The following is a 17,720-nucleotide window of genomic DNA, read 5'->3' as shown; positions in this document are numbered from 1 at the left end:
AAGTTGCCGAATGCTTGATGCACAAGGCTTTCACGCCAGGCCGCCACATCGAAACGGCAACAAGGTCGCAAGAGGACGACTCGCGGCTGATGGCGCGTACCCAACAACGCAGCGGATTCTGTTGGATGTCGCAAGACACTCGCCGGCCGCGCACGCAGCGGGGCAATCCTGGTTTGCGAAAGACCGGGTCGGGAGCTAGTATCGAAGCGGCACATGTAACTGATTACGACAGGTTTTCTATCAGCCCGAAAGGCTCCGGTCGCATGCGATCCGGCCCAACGGCAGCGGGGGCGCTTCGCACAAATGGCTAGCCTTGCGCATGTGATTCGCGACTATCAGAGCGGCGAGCTGTCACGCGACGAGTTCGTGGCTCAGCTCGACAGCACGTTGACGACCGATGGATTCGATCGCACGCAGCTGCTGGAAATGCTCGGCGCAGCGCATCGCAAAGCTGCTCTCCCCGACGATCTCTACGCCGAAGTGCGGCGGCGCATCGAACAGTTGCGCGTCTCGAACGTGGCGGCGGGCGGCGACGAAACCGGCATGCGGACCACCGTCGAGATACCGTCGGTACGCTCTGCCAGTGCGGCCAACGCCGCAAGCTCGACAGGCGCACCGAGCGCCGCTGGTGCGCCGGGACATGATCAGATCAAAGGTACTGGCGACACACTGAACAATCGCTTCGTCCTCGAGGAATGTCTGGGTGTCGGCGGGATGGGCACGGTGTACAAGGCGCTCGATTTACGCAAGCTCGAGGCGTCCGATCGCAAACCGTATCTTGCGGTCAAGGTGCTCAACGTCCAGTTCCGCGGCAACCCGAATTCGCTCGTCGCACTGCAACGCGAGGCGCGCAAGGCACAGGTTCTCGCGCACCGCAACATCATCACGGTGTACGACTTCGACCGCGACGGACCGATCGTCTACCTGACGATGGAGTACCTGACCGGCAAGCCGCTCAGCCAGCTATTGCGCACGCCGGGCTATAAGGGGATGCCGGTTCGCGCCGCGCTGCCGATCGTGCGCGGCATGTGCAATGCGCTCGCCTATGCGCATGAGCACGGCTTCGTGCATTGCGATTTCAAACCCGCCAACGTCTTTCTCACTACGAATGCCGAAGTGAAAGTGATCGACTTCGGCATTGCCCGCGTGTTCCAGCGGCCGGAGGAGGAGAGCGATGCAACCGTCTTCGATCCTGGCAGTCTCGGCGCGTTGACGCCCGCGTATGCGAGTCCGGAAATGATCGAGCATCGCGAGCCGGACCCGCGCGACGACATCTACGCGCTCGGCTGCATCACCTACGAGCTGTTGACGGGCCACCATCCGTTCGACCGATTGTCGGCGACGCAGGCTCGCAATGCGGATTTCAAGCCGCAGCGTCCGCCCAATCTCGACGCGAAGCAGTGGCGCGCGTTGCGGGCTGCGCTTTCGTTCGAGCGCAACACGCGCATGCCGAGTGTCGCGCGCTTCATCGCGGAGTTCGATAACGAAGCGCGTGCGGAGAAGTCGGGGACCTTGGTCAAGGCGGGATTCGCGGGTTTCGCGGTGGTGTGTGCCGCGGCTGTCGGCGTGTTTGCTTTCCGCTCGGCGCCGAATCGTCAAGATGGCCAGCAGCCGGCTGCGGCGGCTTCGGAGGCGTCGGCGGATCAGGCCGCTTCGGCGGCAACGAATGCGCCGCAGTTGTCCGCAACTGCCGGACCAGGCGCCGGAGACGCCGCAAAGTCGGCGGCGGGCTCATCTGCCGGGATAACCACAGCGCCAACTGCCGCAGCGTCTGCGGCACCACCGCCAGTGCAGCCTCCCGCGCCGCCTGCGCCCAAGCCCGCGTTGACCTTGGCCGCAGTCACACCGGTTTTGGCGCAAGTGCCGTGCTCGGCGCTGTCTGCTTCGACACAAGACCATTCGTTGACGGTGCGCGGCTACGTCTCGCAACACTACGGCGCAGCGCATCTGAAGAACACGCTAACCGCATTGCCGGGCGTCGATACGCTCGCGCTCGAGGTCGAGCCAATCGCCGACGACAAATGCGACACGATCAAAGCGCTCGCACCCTACTGGACCCACAACTGGCAAGCCGGCCACGTTGCGTCGCTGCATGTGCGGCCACCCGGTGGACTGTTGAGCGAAGGCGATCCGCTGGTGGTGGACGTCACCACGCCCGCTTATGACTCGTACGTGAACCTCGATTACTACCAACTCGACGGAAGCGTCGTGCACATGGTGCCGAGTCCGCGTGCGAAGGACAATCAGGCGCCCCCGCACTATGCAGCCACTATCGGCGGCGCGGGTGACTGGATCATTTCGAAGCCGTTTGGATCGGAGATGGTGGTGCTGTTGATCACGCCGGCGCAGCTATTCGACAAGCCGCGGCCCGAAAGCGAATCACGTGCGGATTATCTGCGCGCGCTGGAGACACGACTCGCGCAGATCGCCGGCAAATACGGCCAGGATCATATCGTCGCGGATTTCGCGCCGATCACGACGAAGCCGCGCACGCCCTAAGCTACGCGTTTGGATCACTCACGACGCCCCTGAAGTGCTCGAAGGCCCGGAAGCACGTATGGCGTGGAATCACGGCGCAGCCCCCCAAGCGCGCACTAATCGACAGAAGCGGCAGCAGCCCACGCTCTACTTAAGGTCCTTAACCACCCTGAAGCCATCCTGCGACTGGCGCACGCTCGCGCTGTACTTGAAGCGAGTCGCGCTCAGCATGTAGCCGCTGCCTTCGCGCCACGAACCGCCGCGAATCACCCGCATGTCGCAGCTAGGACTTTCCCATGCGTGGCCGTCGGCGGGTGCACCCTGGTAGGAGTTGTGCCAACAATCGGCGACCCACTCCCAAACGCTGCCGTTCATGTCATACAGGCCGACCGGATTTGGCGCGAACGAGCCGGCGGATTCGGGCCCTTCCTTGTGCCACGGATCGCCGCAGTCCTTGCAATTGGCGTTGCCTTTGCGCATCTGATCGCCCCACCAGTACGCCGTCGTGGTGCCGCCACGGTCCGCGTATTCCCATTCGGCCTCGGAGGGCAAGCGGTACGGTTTGCCGGTCGTTTTGCTCAACCACTTCACGTACTGTTGTGCGTCTTCCCAACTGAGGTCGCGTGCCGGTGCGGCTTTGTTTGTATTGCTTTCGGCCGTCAGCTTTTGACAGGCGTTTGCTGCGACGCACGCGTTCCATTGCTCGACGGTCACTTCGTATTTGCCGATCGCGAACGGCGCGCTGATGGTCACGTGATGGACGGGCTTTTCGGAGGGGTCGTCGGTGCTGCTGCCCATCGAAAACGAGCCCGCAGGCAAGGCGATCATGATCGGGCAGGTGGCGCAGTCGCGGCTTTCGCCGGCGCTTGGCGGATGCGTCGTGGGCTTTTGTGCGGCTGCTTGCGCGGCAGGTGCCGCGGGCGGGGCAGTCGTTGCAGGTGGCGTAGTTGGCGTTGGCGTGGCGGCGCGCGGGTGGTCTTGCGGCGCGACGCTGGCCGGTGCGGCTGGCCGCGCGACTTGTGGCGATGGCGCAGCCGGCGGTGCTGCAGATGGCGCACTCGCCGCTCCAGCAGCGCGTAGCCGATCGATGCGCGCGTGGGCGAGCGCGGCGAAGCGGCCGTTCGGATAGGCCTTCAAATAGGCCTCGTAATCGCTCGGGTAGTTGCTGTCCTTAATGGAGTCCCAGAAGGTGATCTCGTATTGCTCGCTGCTGTCCTTCGGCAGAATGCCTCTACTGTGCAGCGCGACAATTGCGTCGTCGCTGGCTGCGGAGAGGAGCGCTGCACTAGCGCCGCGAGATTCCGGCGCTAGTGCAGCGCTCGCGTTGTTGGCAAGCGAAGAGGCGATCCAAGGCATTTGCGCGCCGCCAGTCACCTCGCTAACCCTCGCCGCGACACGTTGAAACAAACCCGCAAGTTCCTGTGATGAAGAAACCTCGTTGAACGTGCGCAGCAATGCGCCCGTATAGACGCCGTGCTGCACGCCGTCCGCTGCAAAGCCGCCCGGCGCCGTTGCGTACGCGACCAGGGTATTGGCAGGCAGCGCGGCCGTATCGACTGACACGTCAGCGGAGAACGGGTTGTTCAGGCAAGTATCGAGAATCACGAGATTGAGCGCGCTTGCTCGCGGTGCGCGCATCGCCTGCAATACGGTATTCAAATCGACGCCTTGGCTGATCAGCCGAGCCGGCGCGCGTGCATCGAGACCGGCGGGCACGAGCAGCGTCTGCCGTCCGATTTGCATGCCGTGTCCCGCGAAATAGAACAGCCCAATGCCGCCTTCATGCAGACGTTGGCGGAATTCGCCGATCGCCTGCTGCATTTGCTGCGGCGTCGCATCGGTGCGCATGATGACCTCGAAGCCGTGCGCACGCAGTGTGTCGCGCATGGCTTCAGCGTCGCGCGGCGCGTTACCACGAAGCGGGTCTGCATGATCGCCGTACGCGCCGTTGCCGATCACCAGTGCGATACGCGCGGGTTGCGGATTGTCCTGTTGCAATGTGAGCGGCGCACTGGACGTAGCCGCCGTACGCATAGCGGCCGCGCCGTGTTCCACGCCGTCACGCTGCGCCGCGGCATAAACACTGCCCCCGTGCGCCTGAATCGCCCCGACCATGCACACCAGCAGGAATGTTCGCCACATATTCGTATCCTGTTTGTTCCGGACAGAACATAGAGTTTCGACGACCGCGACGCTCGCATCAGGCTTTGGCGCGAATCGATCGCAGCATTGATGCCGTGATCGACTTTCCATCGACAACCTATGAACAACGATAGCACGCGGTTTGCGCGTGACAATGGTCCGCGCATCGTTAATGCGTTATACGGTTAACGAGTATGGCGTATCTTTTTGGCAAGTTACGTCCTAAGCTAATTCACAAAGTAGCGCTGTACGGCCGTTTTAATAGAGCGGCTGCTCATCGACGTCGACCCGTCACGTGAACCCACGTGCAACTACGCGAGCGCCCGCGACATCCAGTCGGAGCCTCCGGCCTGCGCCTCGCGCAGCCGGGGCGGAGACGACTATTCTTCGGGAGAGTGCGCAATGCGAAGAACCCTCACACCTGGCGTGCTCGACGTACATCGTGGAACGAAGGCGAGCCTTGTAACGCTCTGCACGGCTTTGTGCGCCGCCTTGTCACTCCTGCTCGGTATCGCGCTCACGTCTGAGTCCGCGCGTGCCGAACAAACGCCTTCGCCACCGGGCGCCGAGGAATACATCATCTGGCCGTCGGATGGCACTGTGATTCACGGCGGCAAGCTGTGGGTGCGCATGGGGCTGCGCAACATGGGCGTGTGCCCGAAGGGGGTGGCAGTTCCGAACACGGGGCATCACCATCTGCTGATCGACACCGACCTGCCGGCGCTCGACCAGGAAATTCCGTCGGACCGCAATCACCTGCATTTCGGCGCGGGTGAGACCGACGCGCGCATCGAGTTGCCACCGGGCAAGCACACCTTGCAGCTCATTCTCGGCGACCAGAACCACGTGCCGCATGTGCCCCCCGTGTATTCGAAGAAGATCACCATCACCGTGCTAAAAGACTAGCGCGTCCCGTTCATTCATAGCGGGTCCGTCAGGACGGAGAGACCAACATGTACAAGATCATCGCGCTCGCAGCGCTTGTGGCACTTGCGACATTGGCGTCACTGGCCTCGCCGAATCTCGCCACGGCCGGCACGACGCCGTCGCCGGCCGGCGCGCACGCCTATATCGGCTATCCGAACGACGGCCAGGTGGTGCAGGCCAACAAACCGTTTCGGGTATGGTTCGGCCTGCGCTATATGGGTGTGGCGCCGAAAGGCGTCAAGTATCCGAACACCGGGCACCACCATCTACTGATCGACACTGACCTGCCACCGATGGACCAGGAAATTCCCTCAGACCGCAACCACCTGCACTTCGGCGCGGGTGAAACGGAAACGATGATTCAACTGCCGCCCGGCAAACATACGTTGCAACTGCTGATGGGCGACGACATGCATATCCCGCACAACCCGCCGGTGTATTCGAAGAAGATCACCGTGATTGCGCGCTGACACGGCGCTCCGCTTCAGTGTCACGTCACAGCCAACACAGTTGCAGGCGTTGTTGGTTGTGATCCACCAGCATCAACCGGCCGCATCGTCGCGGTCGCACAGCCACTAGCGGCATACCATCCCCGAAACCCTTTATCTACGGCCATTCGCAATATTTCTTAGGATCGGAAAGCAAAACTGGCACAGCCCATGCATTAGTGACACTCGAGCAGACAAGATGCTCGAACCCAACCGCAACACTGTGCTGTTTCCCTTCCAGGAGATTTACCATGAACACGCTGATGATCAAAGACCTGTCCATCACCGCTCAACTCGACAGCAAGGCCATGAGCGCCGTGCGTGGCGGCTTCGGCTACGGCTATCCGTCGTCGTCGTTCTTCAACTACTCGCCCGTGTATGCACCGAACAACAGCAAGAGCGTCAGCGCCACGCAGTTGATCAGCAACGAAATGAACATCCAGAACGCCAACGGCAACAACGCTGCATTCGTCGCCGGCGTCACCACCACGATCGACCCGCATGTGACTTCGAGCAACAACATCAACGTGTATTGAACGGCGCAGGCCGCCGCGGAGGCTCTCAGGCCTCCGCGGGACGCGCAAGCTCGGGCCACCCCGGCGCGTCAAAAAGATTTCGCATCCAATCGTTCTTTCCACACGACCCCAGCGTCACCGCCCGATCCCCGCGCCGACCTTCCTGCACCGCTTCGATGGTGAAGCCGGGCAGGACATGCTTTACTTAAATAGCGCGTTCTTCTCGTGCAGCGTAGCGGGTGTCATCGGAGACAATCGTGTCAGCGTTGCTTGATTCAATGCTTCGTCAGCGCTTTTTCAATGCGGCAGCGCGGTGCTGTTCTGGCCGTCAGCCGGCGAGTGCGGGCCGCATGGCCGCGGCGCTGCGTGGACTCTGCGCCGCAACGGTCTGCGCTCTGTCACTGAGTGCGTGTATCGATGTCAGCATGCCCGACTACAAGCGGCCCGATACGCCCGCCAAGGCCTCGTGGTCAGATCAGAAAGGCGCGCCGGTATCGGCGGCCGCGACCATCGAGCCGGACTGGTGGAAAGGCTTCCACGATCCGTATCTGGACACGCTGATCGCGAAAGCGATCGCGAACAATTTCGACATCAAGGTGCTGGCCGCGCGTATCGACGTAGCCGGCACGCAAATCGGCGAAGCCAAAGCAGGCGCGTTGCCGACCATGGATCTCGGCGGCGGCGCCGATTTCGAAAAGAGTACCGGTCAGACGTTTGCCAAACAGTACAACGTCGCGACGCAGGTGAGCTGGGACATCGATATCTGGGGCAAAGTAGAGAAGGGCGTGCAGGCGCAAAAGGCCGAATTCCACGCCAGCGAAGCCGATTGGCGCGCCGGTTATCTGGAACTGGTGGCGAACGTCTCCAGTACCTACTTCCAGATCCTGCAATTCGACGACCAGATCGACCAGCAGCAGCAAACGCTGGTCACGAACCGGCAGATTCTCACCATCTACGACGGCCAACGCCGCAACGGTCTCGTGCCGCAGACTCAGGTGTTGCGCCAACAGGCCGAGATCAACCGTCTAACCAATCAGTTGCTCGAACTGCGCCGCTCGCGCGCTGTCGCGAACAACGCGTTGTGCACGCTGCTCGGCGTGCCCGCAGGCGAGTTCCAACTGCCCAAAGGACATTTGCAGCAGCGCGTGCAACTGCCCGTGGTGCCGGACGGCTTGCCCGCGCAACTCCTTGCGCGCCGCCCTGACGTGGTGGCCGCCGAGTTCAGGGTGCTGGAAGCCTATGACCTGGTCGGCCAGGCCAAGCTCGCGCAATTGCCCACCATCAACCTCACCGGCCACGGCGGCACCGCGAGTTTCGCGTTGACCGATTTGCTGAAGTCGTTCACCTACGGATTCATGCCGAGCATCAACATTCCGCTGCTCGATCCCGGCGTGCGGGCTCATGTGAAGGTCACGAAAGCGCAATCGACGGTCGCCGAACAACAGTACCGCGTGGCCGTTATGGGCGCGTTCGAGGAAGTGGAGAACGCGCTGGTCAATCTGAATTCGCACAAGGAACAACGGGTGGAATTGCAGCAGCAGGTATCGCGTTTACAGATCGTCGCCGACCAGATTCAGTCGCAATTGCGCCTCGGCGTGGTGTCGCAACTGGAGGTTTTCGAAACTGAACGGACCTTGCTGGAAGCGCAGCAGGACCTGCTCGCTAACCATCAGTTGATTCTGTCCGACACGGTGTTGCTTTATAAAGCGCTGGGCGGCGGGTGGCCGAGCGTGGATGTCCAGGCGGAAGTAAAGGAACACTGAGCTAATCCGATCGGCTGTATATGACGCATGAATGGCCCTTCCAACCGACGATCAGAAAATTGACACTTGCCATGCGTGACTTAAAATTTGTAAGGAGCCCGGTTTTGCCCGGCTCACCAGAACATTCGAAATTCGCCGTAGTTCTTCTTTCCGTTCCCGTTGCGCTCTCGTCGCAGCGGGTAAACGATTAGTGATCCAGATAAAATGACCGCCGGCGAAGCCCCGATTGCTGAGATGCGCGCAACACAGGACTCCGCGTTCGACGTGGTGCTGTCGCCGGTTGCGTCCGCACAGCGTCCCGCCCTCGACGCGATCCGGATCGTCGACAACCTGTTCGCGATCGGCCGCAGCGAGGCGCCATTCTCCGAGTATCCCGCCGAGCGCATTACCCGCCTGTCGCGCCGCCATGCGCGGGTTTTCACGGAGCACGGCGCCGTCTATGTCGCCGATCTCGGCAGCAAGAACGGCACGACGCTCAACGGCAATGCGGTGCGGCAAGCCCCCGCGCGGCTGCGTGCCGGCGACGAATTGTGCTTCGGCGGCGAGCTTTGCTATCGCGTGAGTATCGAGCCGCGCGCGCGGATCGTCGTCGCGCGTGCGGCTGCCGCACCCGGCCTGCTGCTGGTGCCGCAGCGCGACGACCTCGAGCTTCAGCCGATCGACGTGCAGGCATTCCCCTTTCTCATCAGCAAGGCGGACGAAGTCTTCTCGCGCTACAAGGATCGCTATCCGCATCAGGTCAACTACATCTCGCGGCGTCATGCTCATATCTTTTTGAAGGGCGGTGAGCTTTACCTCGAAGATCTCGGCAGCACCAACGGCACATTCGTCGGCGGAAAGCGGCTCGACGAAACCGCGGTGCCGCTTGTGGAGGGGGACCTCCTTGCATTTGGCGGCGACCACTTCGTCTACAGGGTGACGCTGCAGAAACCCCCTGAAGTCGAGCCGACCGTGACCCAGCTATTCCTCAATCCAGCTTCCGACGAGGCTGCCGATACGGACAAGACCACGTTCGTTGGCGCCGCACATTCGTTCCTCGATATCTTTTGCGTGGACCCGGGGCTACAACGCGAGGACGAAATCAACGAAGCGGCGCAAGCGGTGTCTGCGCACGCGAAGCGCGACACGCCGACAGGTGGTGCGAACAGCACGAACGGAACTAACGGCACGCATGGCGCGAACGGCACTCATGGCAAGCAAAGCGCAAACGGCACACATGGCACGAGCGCAGCAAAGAGCCGGCCGCAGCGGTGGCGTCTGCTCGCGGGAGAACTCAGCAAGGCCTTTGCGGGTGGCGATCACGCCATGTCGCGTCGCGCGGTGTGGTGGAGTGGCGCGGCCTTCGTCATGCTGGTGGCCATTGCGCTGACGCTCTACTTGCGCGGCTCGTCGGAGCGCGAGTTGAGAAATCTGCTGGCGAGTGGCGACTACACCAGCGCGGTGACGGCGGCGAACGGCTATCTGGAGAAGCACCCCGCAGACACGAAAGTGAGCGCGCTGGCAAGCGAGGCGCTGCTGAAGGCGAAACTCCCCGGCTGGCTGAATACGCTGCAGAAGGCGCAGTTCGACCAGGCCGATACGCTGCTCAAGGAGATGAGAGCGTTGAGTGCGAACAATGCGGACGCCACTTCTCTGGTCGGCGAGTTGCAATGGGTGGGCGACCTGGAGCGCTTCGTGGCGGGACGCGGTGGGGTGGACGCACCCATCCGCATGTACGCCGACGAGGCGACCATCAGCGGCCTGCTGCAACGCTGGGACGACGACGCCAGGAGCCATCAGCGCGCACTCGACCGCATCGCCTCGTATGTGCCCATTTTTGCGGAGCCGTATGCGCAGGCGTTGAGCCATCTGCGCAAACTGGAAAGCGACGACTCGGTCTATCTCGCTGCCATCGACCGCCTGAACGGCACCATTCGCACCGAACTGGCGCGCGACAAACCCGACGCGCTGCCTGCCGTTCTCGACGATTACGCGCAGCGCTATCCGCGCCTCGCCGGCCTCGATCGTGTGCGGGAAGATTTGCGCCACTACACCAATGTGCTGAACGCGGCGCTCAGCCGGCAACTGACGCCATTGCTCGCCTTGCTGAAGACGGTGCGTTTCAACACCCCGCCGTTTCAGGCGCAGTTCCAGCAACTGTCCGCGAGCCGTTTGCCGTCCGCGGACGTTATCCAGCGTCATGACGCCGCGACCGCCGCCTGGCAGCGCGGCGATACTCAGCAGGCGCTGGCGGATTTTCAGGCTATGCCTGCCGGACCGTGGTCCGACGTGATCGCCACGGAACTGGCGCACAAGAAAGCGCAGCTGGACCAGTTCGCCGACTTGCAGAAGACGCGCGGCGGCAAGGATTATGACGAGCGCCTGCTGTCGTTCTACGCCAGTCTCGATCCGGTGGCGGACGTGTGGTTCGTGCAATCGATCCAGAAAGACGTCGCCGCGTTGCACGACAAAGCGCTGGCGCGTGCCCAGGATCTGATGCTGCGTGCGCAGAGCCTGTGGAAACAGTATCGGGCGAGCGGCCCCATCGGCGGCACGCAGCGGCTGGAAGCGGGAATTTCGCCCGGCTTTCGCAGCGAGGCGCGTCTGCTTTCCGATGCGCAGTCGGCCGCGCAACAAGGCATGCGCATCTATACGCAACTGAAGGCGGATCATCCCGCCGACTTCGATCGCCTGCTCACGGATATCCAGGCCGAAGCAGATTTGCAGCGCCGCTCGCTGACCGAGTTGCGCATGGTGCTGGACCCCGGGCTATTGAAGGCGAAGCTGGCGTTGATCGGAGGCGAGCAGAGTGAAGCGCGACAATCACCCTAGACCGTTGTCGGAGGCGCTGGAGGATCACAGCGTCGAAGGCATCGCGATTCTGACCGCCGAGCCGGTGCGGATTGCTCGCGCGCTGATCTGGGCGATGGTCGCGCTGGTGGTGGCCGGCTTGCTGTGGTCGTTCGTGGGGCGCGCGGATGTGATCGTCAGCGCGCAAGGCACACTCTCGCCGGAATCGGAGGTGCGCCGCATCTATGCGCCGATCGACGGTGAACTCGCTGATCTGTACATCGCCGAGGGGCAGCCGGTATCGAAGGGCGACGTGCTGGCGCGGCTGAATGCGCGCGGTGCGATCGAGGCGGCGAGCAACGCGCTGCAGGCGCAGCTCAAACTCGAAGACGCCGAGCGCGACTGGAAGCAGTTTCCCGAGAAGAAGGCACTGATGGAGCGCAAGGCGGCAGCGCTGAAGGCGCAGATGGAAGTGGAAGCGCGGCTGCACGAAAATCGCGTCTCCGAGGGTACAACCAAGCTCGCCGAAGGCCAGAAGGCCGAACTCGACGAAGCGCGCAGCGTGCTCGACAATGCGCGCCGCACGCGTGAGGCGGCGCGTCAGGAACTGGATCGTTACTCGCGGCTGTTCGCGCAGCCGGGTGGCGGCGGCATTGCCGAGTTGCAGGTGGAGCAGAAGCGAACCGCCGCGATGGAAGCGGATAACGCCTACCGCGTCGCGCAATCGAAACTCGCGGAGCTGGATTTCCGCCTGAGCCACGAATACGCGCAGGCCAATGCGCAACTCGAAACCAGCGGGCAGCAGACCACCGACCTGCAACTCCAGTACGACTCGGCAGTGCGCGACATCACCGACGCCGAAGACAAACTGCGCCTGCAACTTCAGACCGCGCGCCTCGTGTCCGAAGCCGCCGCGCGGATCCGTTTCGAGAACATCGACAAAGACAACTTCCTGCTGATCCTCGCACCGGTCTCCGGCGTCATCACCGATGTGACCTCCACGCAGCGGGGCGACAAGATCCAGGCGAACGCGCCGCTCGGCGGCATCGCGCCAAAAGATGCGAAGCCCGTGCTGAAGATCGAAATCGCCGAACACGATCGTGCTTTTCTGCACGAGGGCCAGCCCGTGAAGCTGAAATTCAACGCGTTCCCGTATCAGCGCTATGGGCTGATCAACGGCACGCTCGCCTATATTTCGCCGGCCACCAAGCCGTCCTTGCAGGACAAGCAGCCGGTGTATGAAGGCCGCGTCACGCTAGACAAGAACTACTACCAGATCGCGGACACCCGCTATCCGCTGCGCTACGGCATGACGGCGAGCGCGGAGATCGTGGTGCGCGAACGGCGCCTGATCGATCTGGGGCTCGATCCATTCAGACAGGTGGCGGGATGAGCGCGCCGATCACACGTCAATTAAAGGAGCGGATGACATGACCGCGATAGTGCGAATCGATGACGAAGTCGTGGACGTTTCCGAGTTCATTCGTCTTCTGAAACTGACCGGCCAGTTCGATAGCCTGATCGAGCAGATCGTGCGCGACAAGCTCACGGTGCATGCGGCCCGGAAGCAGGGCATTGCCGTCACGGCCGACGAAATCCAGCAGCGCGCCGATCAGTTCCGCCGCGTGCGCGGTTTGCATCGCGCGACGGATATGAACCAGTACCTCGATGCGCTCGGCGTGAGTCTCGACGAGTTCGAGGCCTTCATTACGGACGGGCTGTATCAGGAGAAGATGCTCGACGTGGTCGGCAATGAGGCGGCGATCAAGGATTACTTCGCGCTGAATTCGCCGAAGTTCGACGCGATCGAGGTGAGCCATATCGTGCTCGACAGCGAGGGCAAGGCAAAGGAAATGATCTCGTACCTGCACGACGACCCCGACAGTTTCGCCGACATGGCGCGCGAGCATTCGATCGCGGATACGCGCGAAGCCGGCGGCGTGATCGGCAAAGTGTTGCGCGGATCGCTGAAGCCGGACATCGAGGCGAAGATTTTCAACGCGGCAGTGGGTGACCTGCTTGGACCGTTTCCGTCGGCGGATCGCTCGTGCTTCGAGATTTTCGCCGTCACGGCGAAATATCCGGCGACGCTCGATGCGGATGTCGCCTCTGAAGTCAGACGTCTGCTGCGCGAGAGCTGGCTGATTGCGCGCTCGCAGGAACATGTGATCGAAGCACGCTAGCCGAATCGAGGTCCGCAAGCCCATGGATGCACCCCAGACCGCGCCCTCCGCTGCCGAGTTTCTCACCTCGGTGGAAATTCTCTCGCCGTTTTCGCGCGACGAGATCGACCGTCTTGCCGAATATGCGCAGGCACGCTTCTATTCGTTCGGCGAAACGGTGTGCTCGGCGGGCGAGACGGCTGACGGTCTTTACGTGGTTCGCTCGGGCTCGGTACGTATCTTCACTGAGGAGCATGGCAAGGAAACCAGCATGGGCGTGCGCAAAACAGGCGAGATTTTCGCCGACATTGCGATGTTGCGCGCGTATGTGCATGAGGCGTCGGTAAGGGCGTCCGCGAAAACCGAATTGCTGTTCATTCCCCGCGCCGCGATCGAGCCGGTGATTGCCGGCAACCAGGCCGCGTTGGCATTTGTCGCGAGCTATGTGGCGATCAATTCGGCAGGCGGTTTCGTCGCGCAGTTGTTCGATCTGCGCGGCAAGCTCAACAAGGCGGAACTCGAAGAATATGTGCGCAGCGTCGGCGTGAAGCGGGTGGCCGAGGGCAAGGAAATCCTCAAGCAGGATGGGCGGGACGATCGGCGGCTTTACGTGGTGCGGCAAGGCGGCGTGCGCATCGTCCGTCATGAGGAAGGCCACGACTACACGCTTGCGACCTTGGGCGAAGGCGAAATCTTCGGCGAAAAGGCGTGTTTGATGCGCCAGGAGCAAATGGCGTCGGTGGTGGCGACGACCGATACGCGGCTGCTGGTGATCCCGGAGCGAACCGTCCATTTCATCCTGGAGCGCAACCCGAAGCTGCGCGAAGTCCTGGATGAGCGGATTCGTTACGGTGACCGTGAATTGCAACGGCAAAAGCGCCTCGAGCAGCGGCGCAAATTGCCTTTGATGCTCGACCTGCAGACCAAACCTGAGTTCGGCGAAAAGGTCATCAAGCGCTTTGCGCTGGTCGAGCAGGCCGAAGAAATGGACTGCGGCGCCGCCTGTCTCGCCATGGTCTGCCGCCACTACAGCATCCCGATGACGCTCGGCAAACTGCGCGAACTCGCCAACGTCACGACACAAGGCGCCACGCTCGACAGCCTCGCGCGCGCCGGCGAATCACTCGGCTTCACCGCACGCGGCGTGCAATGCACGTTCGATTCATTGCGCGGTTTCGATCTGCCCTTCATCGTGCATTGGGAGGGCTACCACTATGTAGTGGTGTACGGACTCTCGAAGGACTACGTGTGGGTCGCCGACCCGGCACTCGGGTTCCGGAAAATGACGGTTGAGGATTTCGAGCGCGGCTGGAGCGGCACGTGTCTGCTCTTTACTGGCGGCCCGAATCTCATGCAGATGTCGGCCGCGCGTTCGCCGTGGATACGCTTTGTCGGCTACCTCAGGCCGTACAAAAAGATTCTCGGCCACCTGTTTCTTGCCACGTTCGTGATTCAGGTGCTCGGCGTGATTCCGCCGCTAATCATCCAGAACATTCTCGACGGCGTGATCGTGCATCAGAACGTCAGCCTGCTGCATCTGCTGATTGGCGGCCTGATTATCGCCAATGTGTTTTCGCAATTGATGTCGACGATTCGCGCATATCTGGCGAATTTCATGGTGCGCAACATGGACTTCGCGATGATGTCGCAGTTCTTCAAGCACACCATGTCGCTACCGTTCTCGTTTTTCGCCAAGCGGAAGACCGGTGACATCTTCGCTCGCTTCCAGGAGAACCAGACGATCCGCGCCTTCCTCACCGAATCCACGGTGACCACCGCATTGAATCTGCTGATGGTATTCATCTACTTCACGATCATGTTCGTCTACAACGTGAAGATGACACTGGTGCTGATCGCGTTCGTGATACCCATCATGGCGTTGACCGCGCTCGCCACGCCGAAGATCAAGAACTATGCGCGTGAGGTGTTCACGGCCTCGACCGAGTCGAAGTCATTTCTGATGGAAGCCCTCGCCGGTGTCGAGACGATCAAGGGCATGGGCATCGAACGGCCGGTGCGCTTGCGCTGGGAGACGAAGTACGCGAAGGCGCTCGAAGTGCAATACCGCGCGCACGCCTTCAACATTCTCATTGGACTTGGCAGCCAGTTGCTGAACGCGGCGACGACGATCGCCATCCTCTGGGTTGGCGCGAATCTGGTGTTGGCGCGCGAAATGACCATCGGTCAGTTGATTGCGTTCAATGCATTCATGGGCAGCGTGCTGGGGCCGCTGATGGGCCTGGTCGGCTTATGGAGCATGTTGAACGACGCGGGCGTGGCGATGGAGCGCCTCGGCGACGTGCTCGATATCGCGCCGGAGCAGAAGCCGGAGGATTTGCCTTCGCGCGTGATGCTGCCGGAACTGCAGGGTGAAATCAGTCTCAGCGGCGTGTATTTCCGCTACGGCGAGGACGACTCGGCGTATGTACTGGAAAATATCAGCTTTGACATCAAGCCCGGTGAACTGGTAGCGATTGTGGGCCGCAGCGGTTCCGGCAAGACGACGCTCGCCAAGTTGCTGGTCGGCTTCTACGCGCCGACCGAGGGCAAGATGACCATCGACGGCTACGACCTCGGCGTGGTCGATAAAGCCTATTACCGTGCGCAGATCGGCTATGTGATGCAGAGCAATCTGCTGTTTTCCGGCACGATTGCCGAAAACATTGCCAGCGGCGACGATGCGCCCGAACGGCGCCGCATCGAGGAAGTCGCGAAAATGGCCGATGCACATGCGTTCATCAGCAAGATGCCGCTCGGCTATGAACAGATTGTCGGCGAACGCGGCATTGGCCTATCCGGTGGGCAGATTCAGCGGCTGTGTATCGCGCGGGCGCTGTATCACGATCCCCGTCTGCTGGTTTTCGACGAGGCGACTTCAGCATTGGATTCGCAATCGGAAAGCAATATCCTTGGCAATATGCACGACATTCTGAAGGGCCGAACAGCAGTGATCATTGCACACCGGCTCAGCACCATCATGCGTGCGGACAAGATTCTGGTGCTGTACGAAGGGGCGATTGTCGAACAGGGCCGTCACGATGAACTGATCCAGCGCGGCGGCATGTACTACCAGCTGGTCCAGAAACAGTTGAGTGCGTGATGAAGATACTCGACCAGGTAGAAGAACTCAGCCCGGCGATTTCATACGCCGGCTTGATCGAGCGCATCGAGATATTGCGCTCGACGCTGCGTTGGTCGTCCCGGCTCGAGCGCGCCGATATCGACAAGCTGCTCCGGCAGGCCACCTCGTTGCGCGACGAGGTCATGCAGCTCTCGCACAAGGAGCGCTTCGTGCAGGCCGCAACGGCCGCTGAGCCTGCTGTGTCGGCGGATCAATCTCGTGGCGCGCGTAGGAAAGCGTTGATCGAGCGCAGTTTCATTTTCGAGGGGACGTTCGGCGACAATCCGCGTTTGCTCGAATCGCTCGAAATCGCCGAGAAGGCGGCGCCGACCGATTTGCCTGTGTTGATCGACGGCGAAAGCGGCACCGGTAAGGAGCTGATGGCGAAGGTGATTCATGCGAATGGTTCGCGCTCGGATAAGCCCTTTATCTCCGTGAATTGCGGGGCGATTCCGGACAATCTGCTGGAGTCGGAATTGTTCGGTCATCGCAAGGGCGCGTTCACGGGAGCGTCGAATGACCGCAAGGGAAAATTTGAAAGCGCGCATACCGGCACGATCTTTCTCGACGAAATCGGCGAATTGCCGCTGGCCGGTCAGGTGAAGCTGCTGCGCGTGCTGGAAGCGCACGAAATTCAACGCGTGGGCTCCGATGAAACGATTGCTGTCGATACGCGTATCGTCGCGGCGACTAATCGCAATCTGCGGAAGCTCAGCGAAGAGGGCAGGTTCCGCGAGGACCTGTTCTACCGTCTTAGTGTGATTCATGTGACGTTGCCGCCACTGCGCGAGCGGCGCGATGAGATACCGCTGCTGATTGCCTGGTTCGGCGATGAAGCTGCAGGTACGTTGAAACGCAGGCCCGTCAGATTGACGCCGCGTCTGCGGGACTTTCTGCTGAACTATGCGTACCCGGGCAATATTCGCGAACTGCGCAACGTGATGTATCGCGTGTCGTGCCTCGCCGGCGACATGGCGGATGTCGATCATCTGCCGGTGGATATGCGGCCGGCTGCGCCTGGGTCAGCCGCGGCTGCTTCCAATGTAGCCACTGCGACGGGACAGGAGCCGATCAGCGTGGCGAATCTGATGTCGCTGAGCGACGCGAAGCGCGCCGCGAGTGACGATGCGGAAAAGGCCTTCCTGGAGCGCGGCCTGCGCGAAGTGAGCGGCACGGTTGCGGAACTGGCACGGCGCATCGATATGAACCGCTCACATCTGCAAATGCTCCTGAAGAAGCACGGCCTGCATTCGAAGGATTTTCGCAATCGCAATGCGCCATCGACCGGCAGAAACGGCGCTGACGAGCACGAGGAAGACGACAGCGATAGTTGATGCTGGGCGCGTGCGTACTGC

General features: G+C 61.7%; 11 protein-coding genes. 10 read left to right on the top strand and 1 reads right to left on the bottom strand.

The annotated features are described in order from the left end of the window. Positions 1–303 precede the first annotated feature (303 nt). On the top strand, positions 304–2,499 hold the full coding sequence (locus KHO33_RS17680; protein WP_200565390.1) for a serine/threonine protein kinase: 2,196 nt from the start codon (positions 304–306) through the stop codon (positions 2,497–2,499). Between the two features lie 126 nt (positions 2,500–2,625). Here the strand turns inward: KHO33_RS17680 and KHO33_RS43105 are convergent, their stop codons facing one another. After that, positions 2,626–4,620 carry an SUMF1/EgtB/PvdO family nonheme iron enzyme gene (locus KHO33_RS43105; RefSeq protein WP_200565389.1) on the bottom strand — a complete coding sequence of 665 codons (1,995 nt, stop codon included), beginning with the start codon at positions 4,618–4,620 and terminating at the stop codon, positions 2,626–2,628. A gap of 402 nt (positions 4,621–5,022) precedes the next feature. On the opposite strand from KHO33_RS43105, the gene KHO33_RS17670 reads away from it, so the two are divergent. From KHO33_RS17670 to KHO33_RS17630, 9 genes are all read left to right on the top strand, one after another. Then, positions 5,023–5,526: a DUF4399 domain-containing protein gene (locus tag KHO33_RS17670; protein ID WP_200565388.1), complete on the top strand. Its 504-nt coding sequence runs from the start codon at positions 5,023–5,025 to the stop codon at positions 5,524–5,526. Positions 5,527–5,573: 47 nt separating this feature from the next. Further along, complete coding sequence (locus tag KHO33_RS17665) at positions 5,574–6,017, top strand: DUF4399 domain-containing protein (RefSeq protein WP_054035558.1); 444 nt, start codon at positions 5,574–5,576, stop codon at positions 6,015–6,017. Between the two features lie 269 nt (positions 6,018–6,286). Further along, entirely contained in the window at positions 6,287–6,571 is a 285-nt protein-coding gene (locus KHO33_RS17660; RefSeq protein ID WP_054035557.1) for a hypothetical protein, read from the top strand. 329 nt (positions 6,572–6,900) lie between these two features. After that, positions 6,901–8,313, top strand: coding sequence for an efflux transporter outer membrane subunit (locus KHO33_RS17655; RefSeq protein ID WP_054035643.1), 1,413 nt, complete (start codon positions 6,901–6,903; stop codon positions 8,311–8,313). A gap of 204 nt (positions 8,314–8,517) precedes the next feature. Beyond that, on the top strand, positions 8,518–11,124 hold the full coding sequence (locus KHO33_RS17650) for an FHA domain-containing protein (RefSeq protein ID WP_200565387.1): 2,607 nt from the start codon (positions 8,518–8,520) through the stop codon (positions 11,122–11,124). Beyond that, positions 11,102–12,475 carry an HlyD family efflux transporter periplasmic adaptor subunit gene (locus KHO33_RS17645; protein ID WP_200565386.1) on the top strand — a complete coding sequence of 458 codons (1,374 nt, stop codon included), beginning with the start codon at positions 11,102–11,104 and terminating at the stop codon, positions 12,473–12,475. The genes KHO33_RS17650 and KHO33_RS17645 overlap by 23 nt, the downstream gene beginning before the upstream one ends. 37 nt (positions 12,476–12,512) lie before the next feature. Beyond that, the gene (locus KHO33_RS17640; RefSeq protein ID WP_200565385.1) at positions 12,513–13,265 is read left to right on the top strand and encodes a peptidylprolyl isomerase; all 753 of its coding nucleotides are present in this window, start codon (positions 12,513–12,515) and stop codon (positions 13,263–13,265) included. A 22-nt stretch (positions 13,266–13,287) separates the two neighbouring features. After that, entirely contained in the window at positions 13,288–16,344 is a 3,057-nt protein-coding gene (locus KHO33_RS17635) for a peptidase domain-containing ABC transporter (protein ID WP_200565384.1), read from the top strand. After that, entirely contained in the window at positions 16,341–17,699 is a 1,359-nt protein-coding gene (locus tag KHO33_RS17630; protein ID WP_200565383.1) for a sigma-54 interaction domain-containing protein, read from the top strand. Before KHO33_RS17635 ends, KHO33_RS17630 begins: the two co-directional genes overlap by 4 nt. The last annotated feature ends 21 nt before the right edge of the window (positions 17,700–17,720 follow it).

The organism is Paraburkholderia nemoris, from assembly GCF_905221015.1.
GTDB classification, from domain to species: Bacteria; Pseudomonadota; Gammaproteobacteria; order Burkholderiales; family Burkholderiaceae; genus Paraburkholderia; species Paraburkholderia nemoris.
The sequence above is the reverse complement of the archived record's forward strand: the minus strand, read 5'-3'. Positions and strand labels throughout refer to the sequence as shown.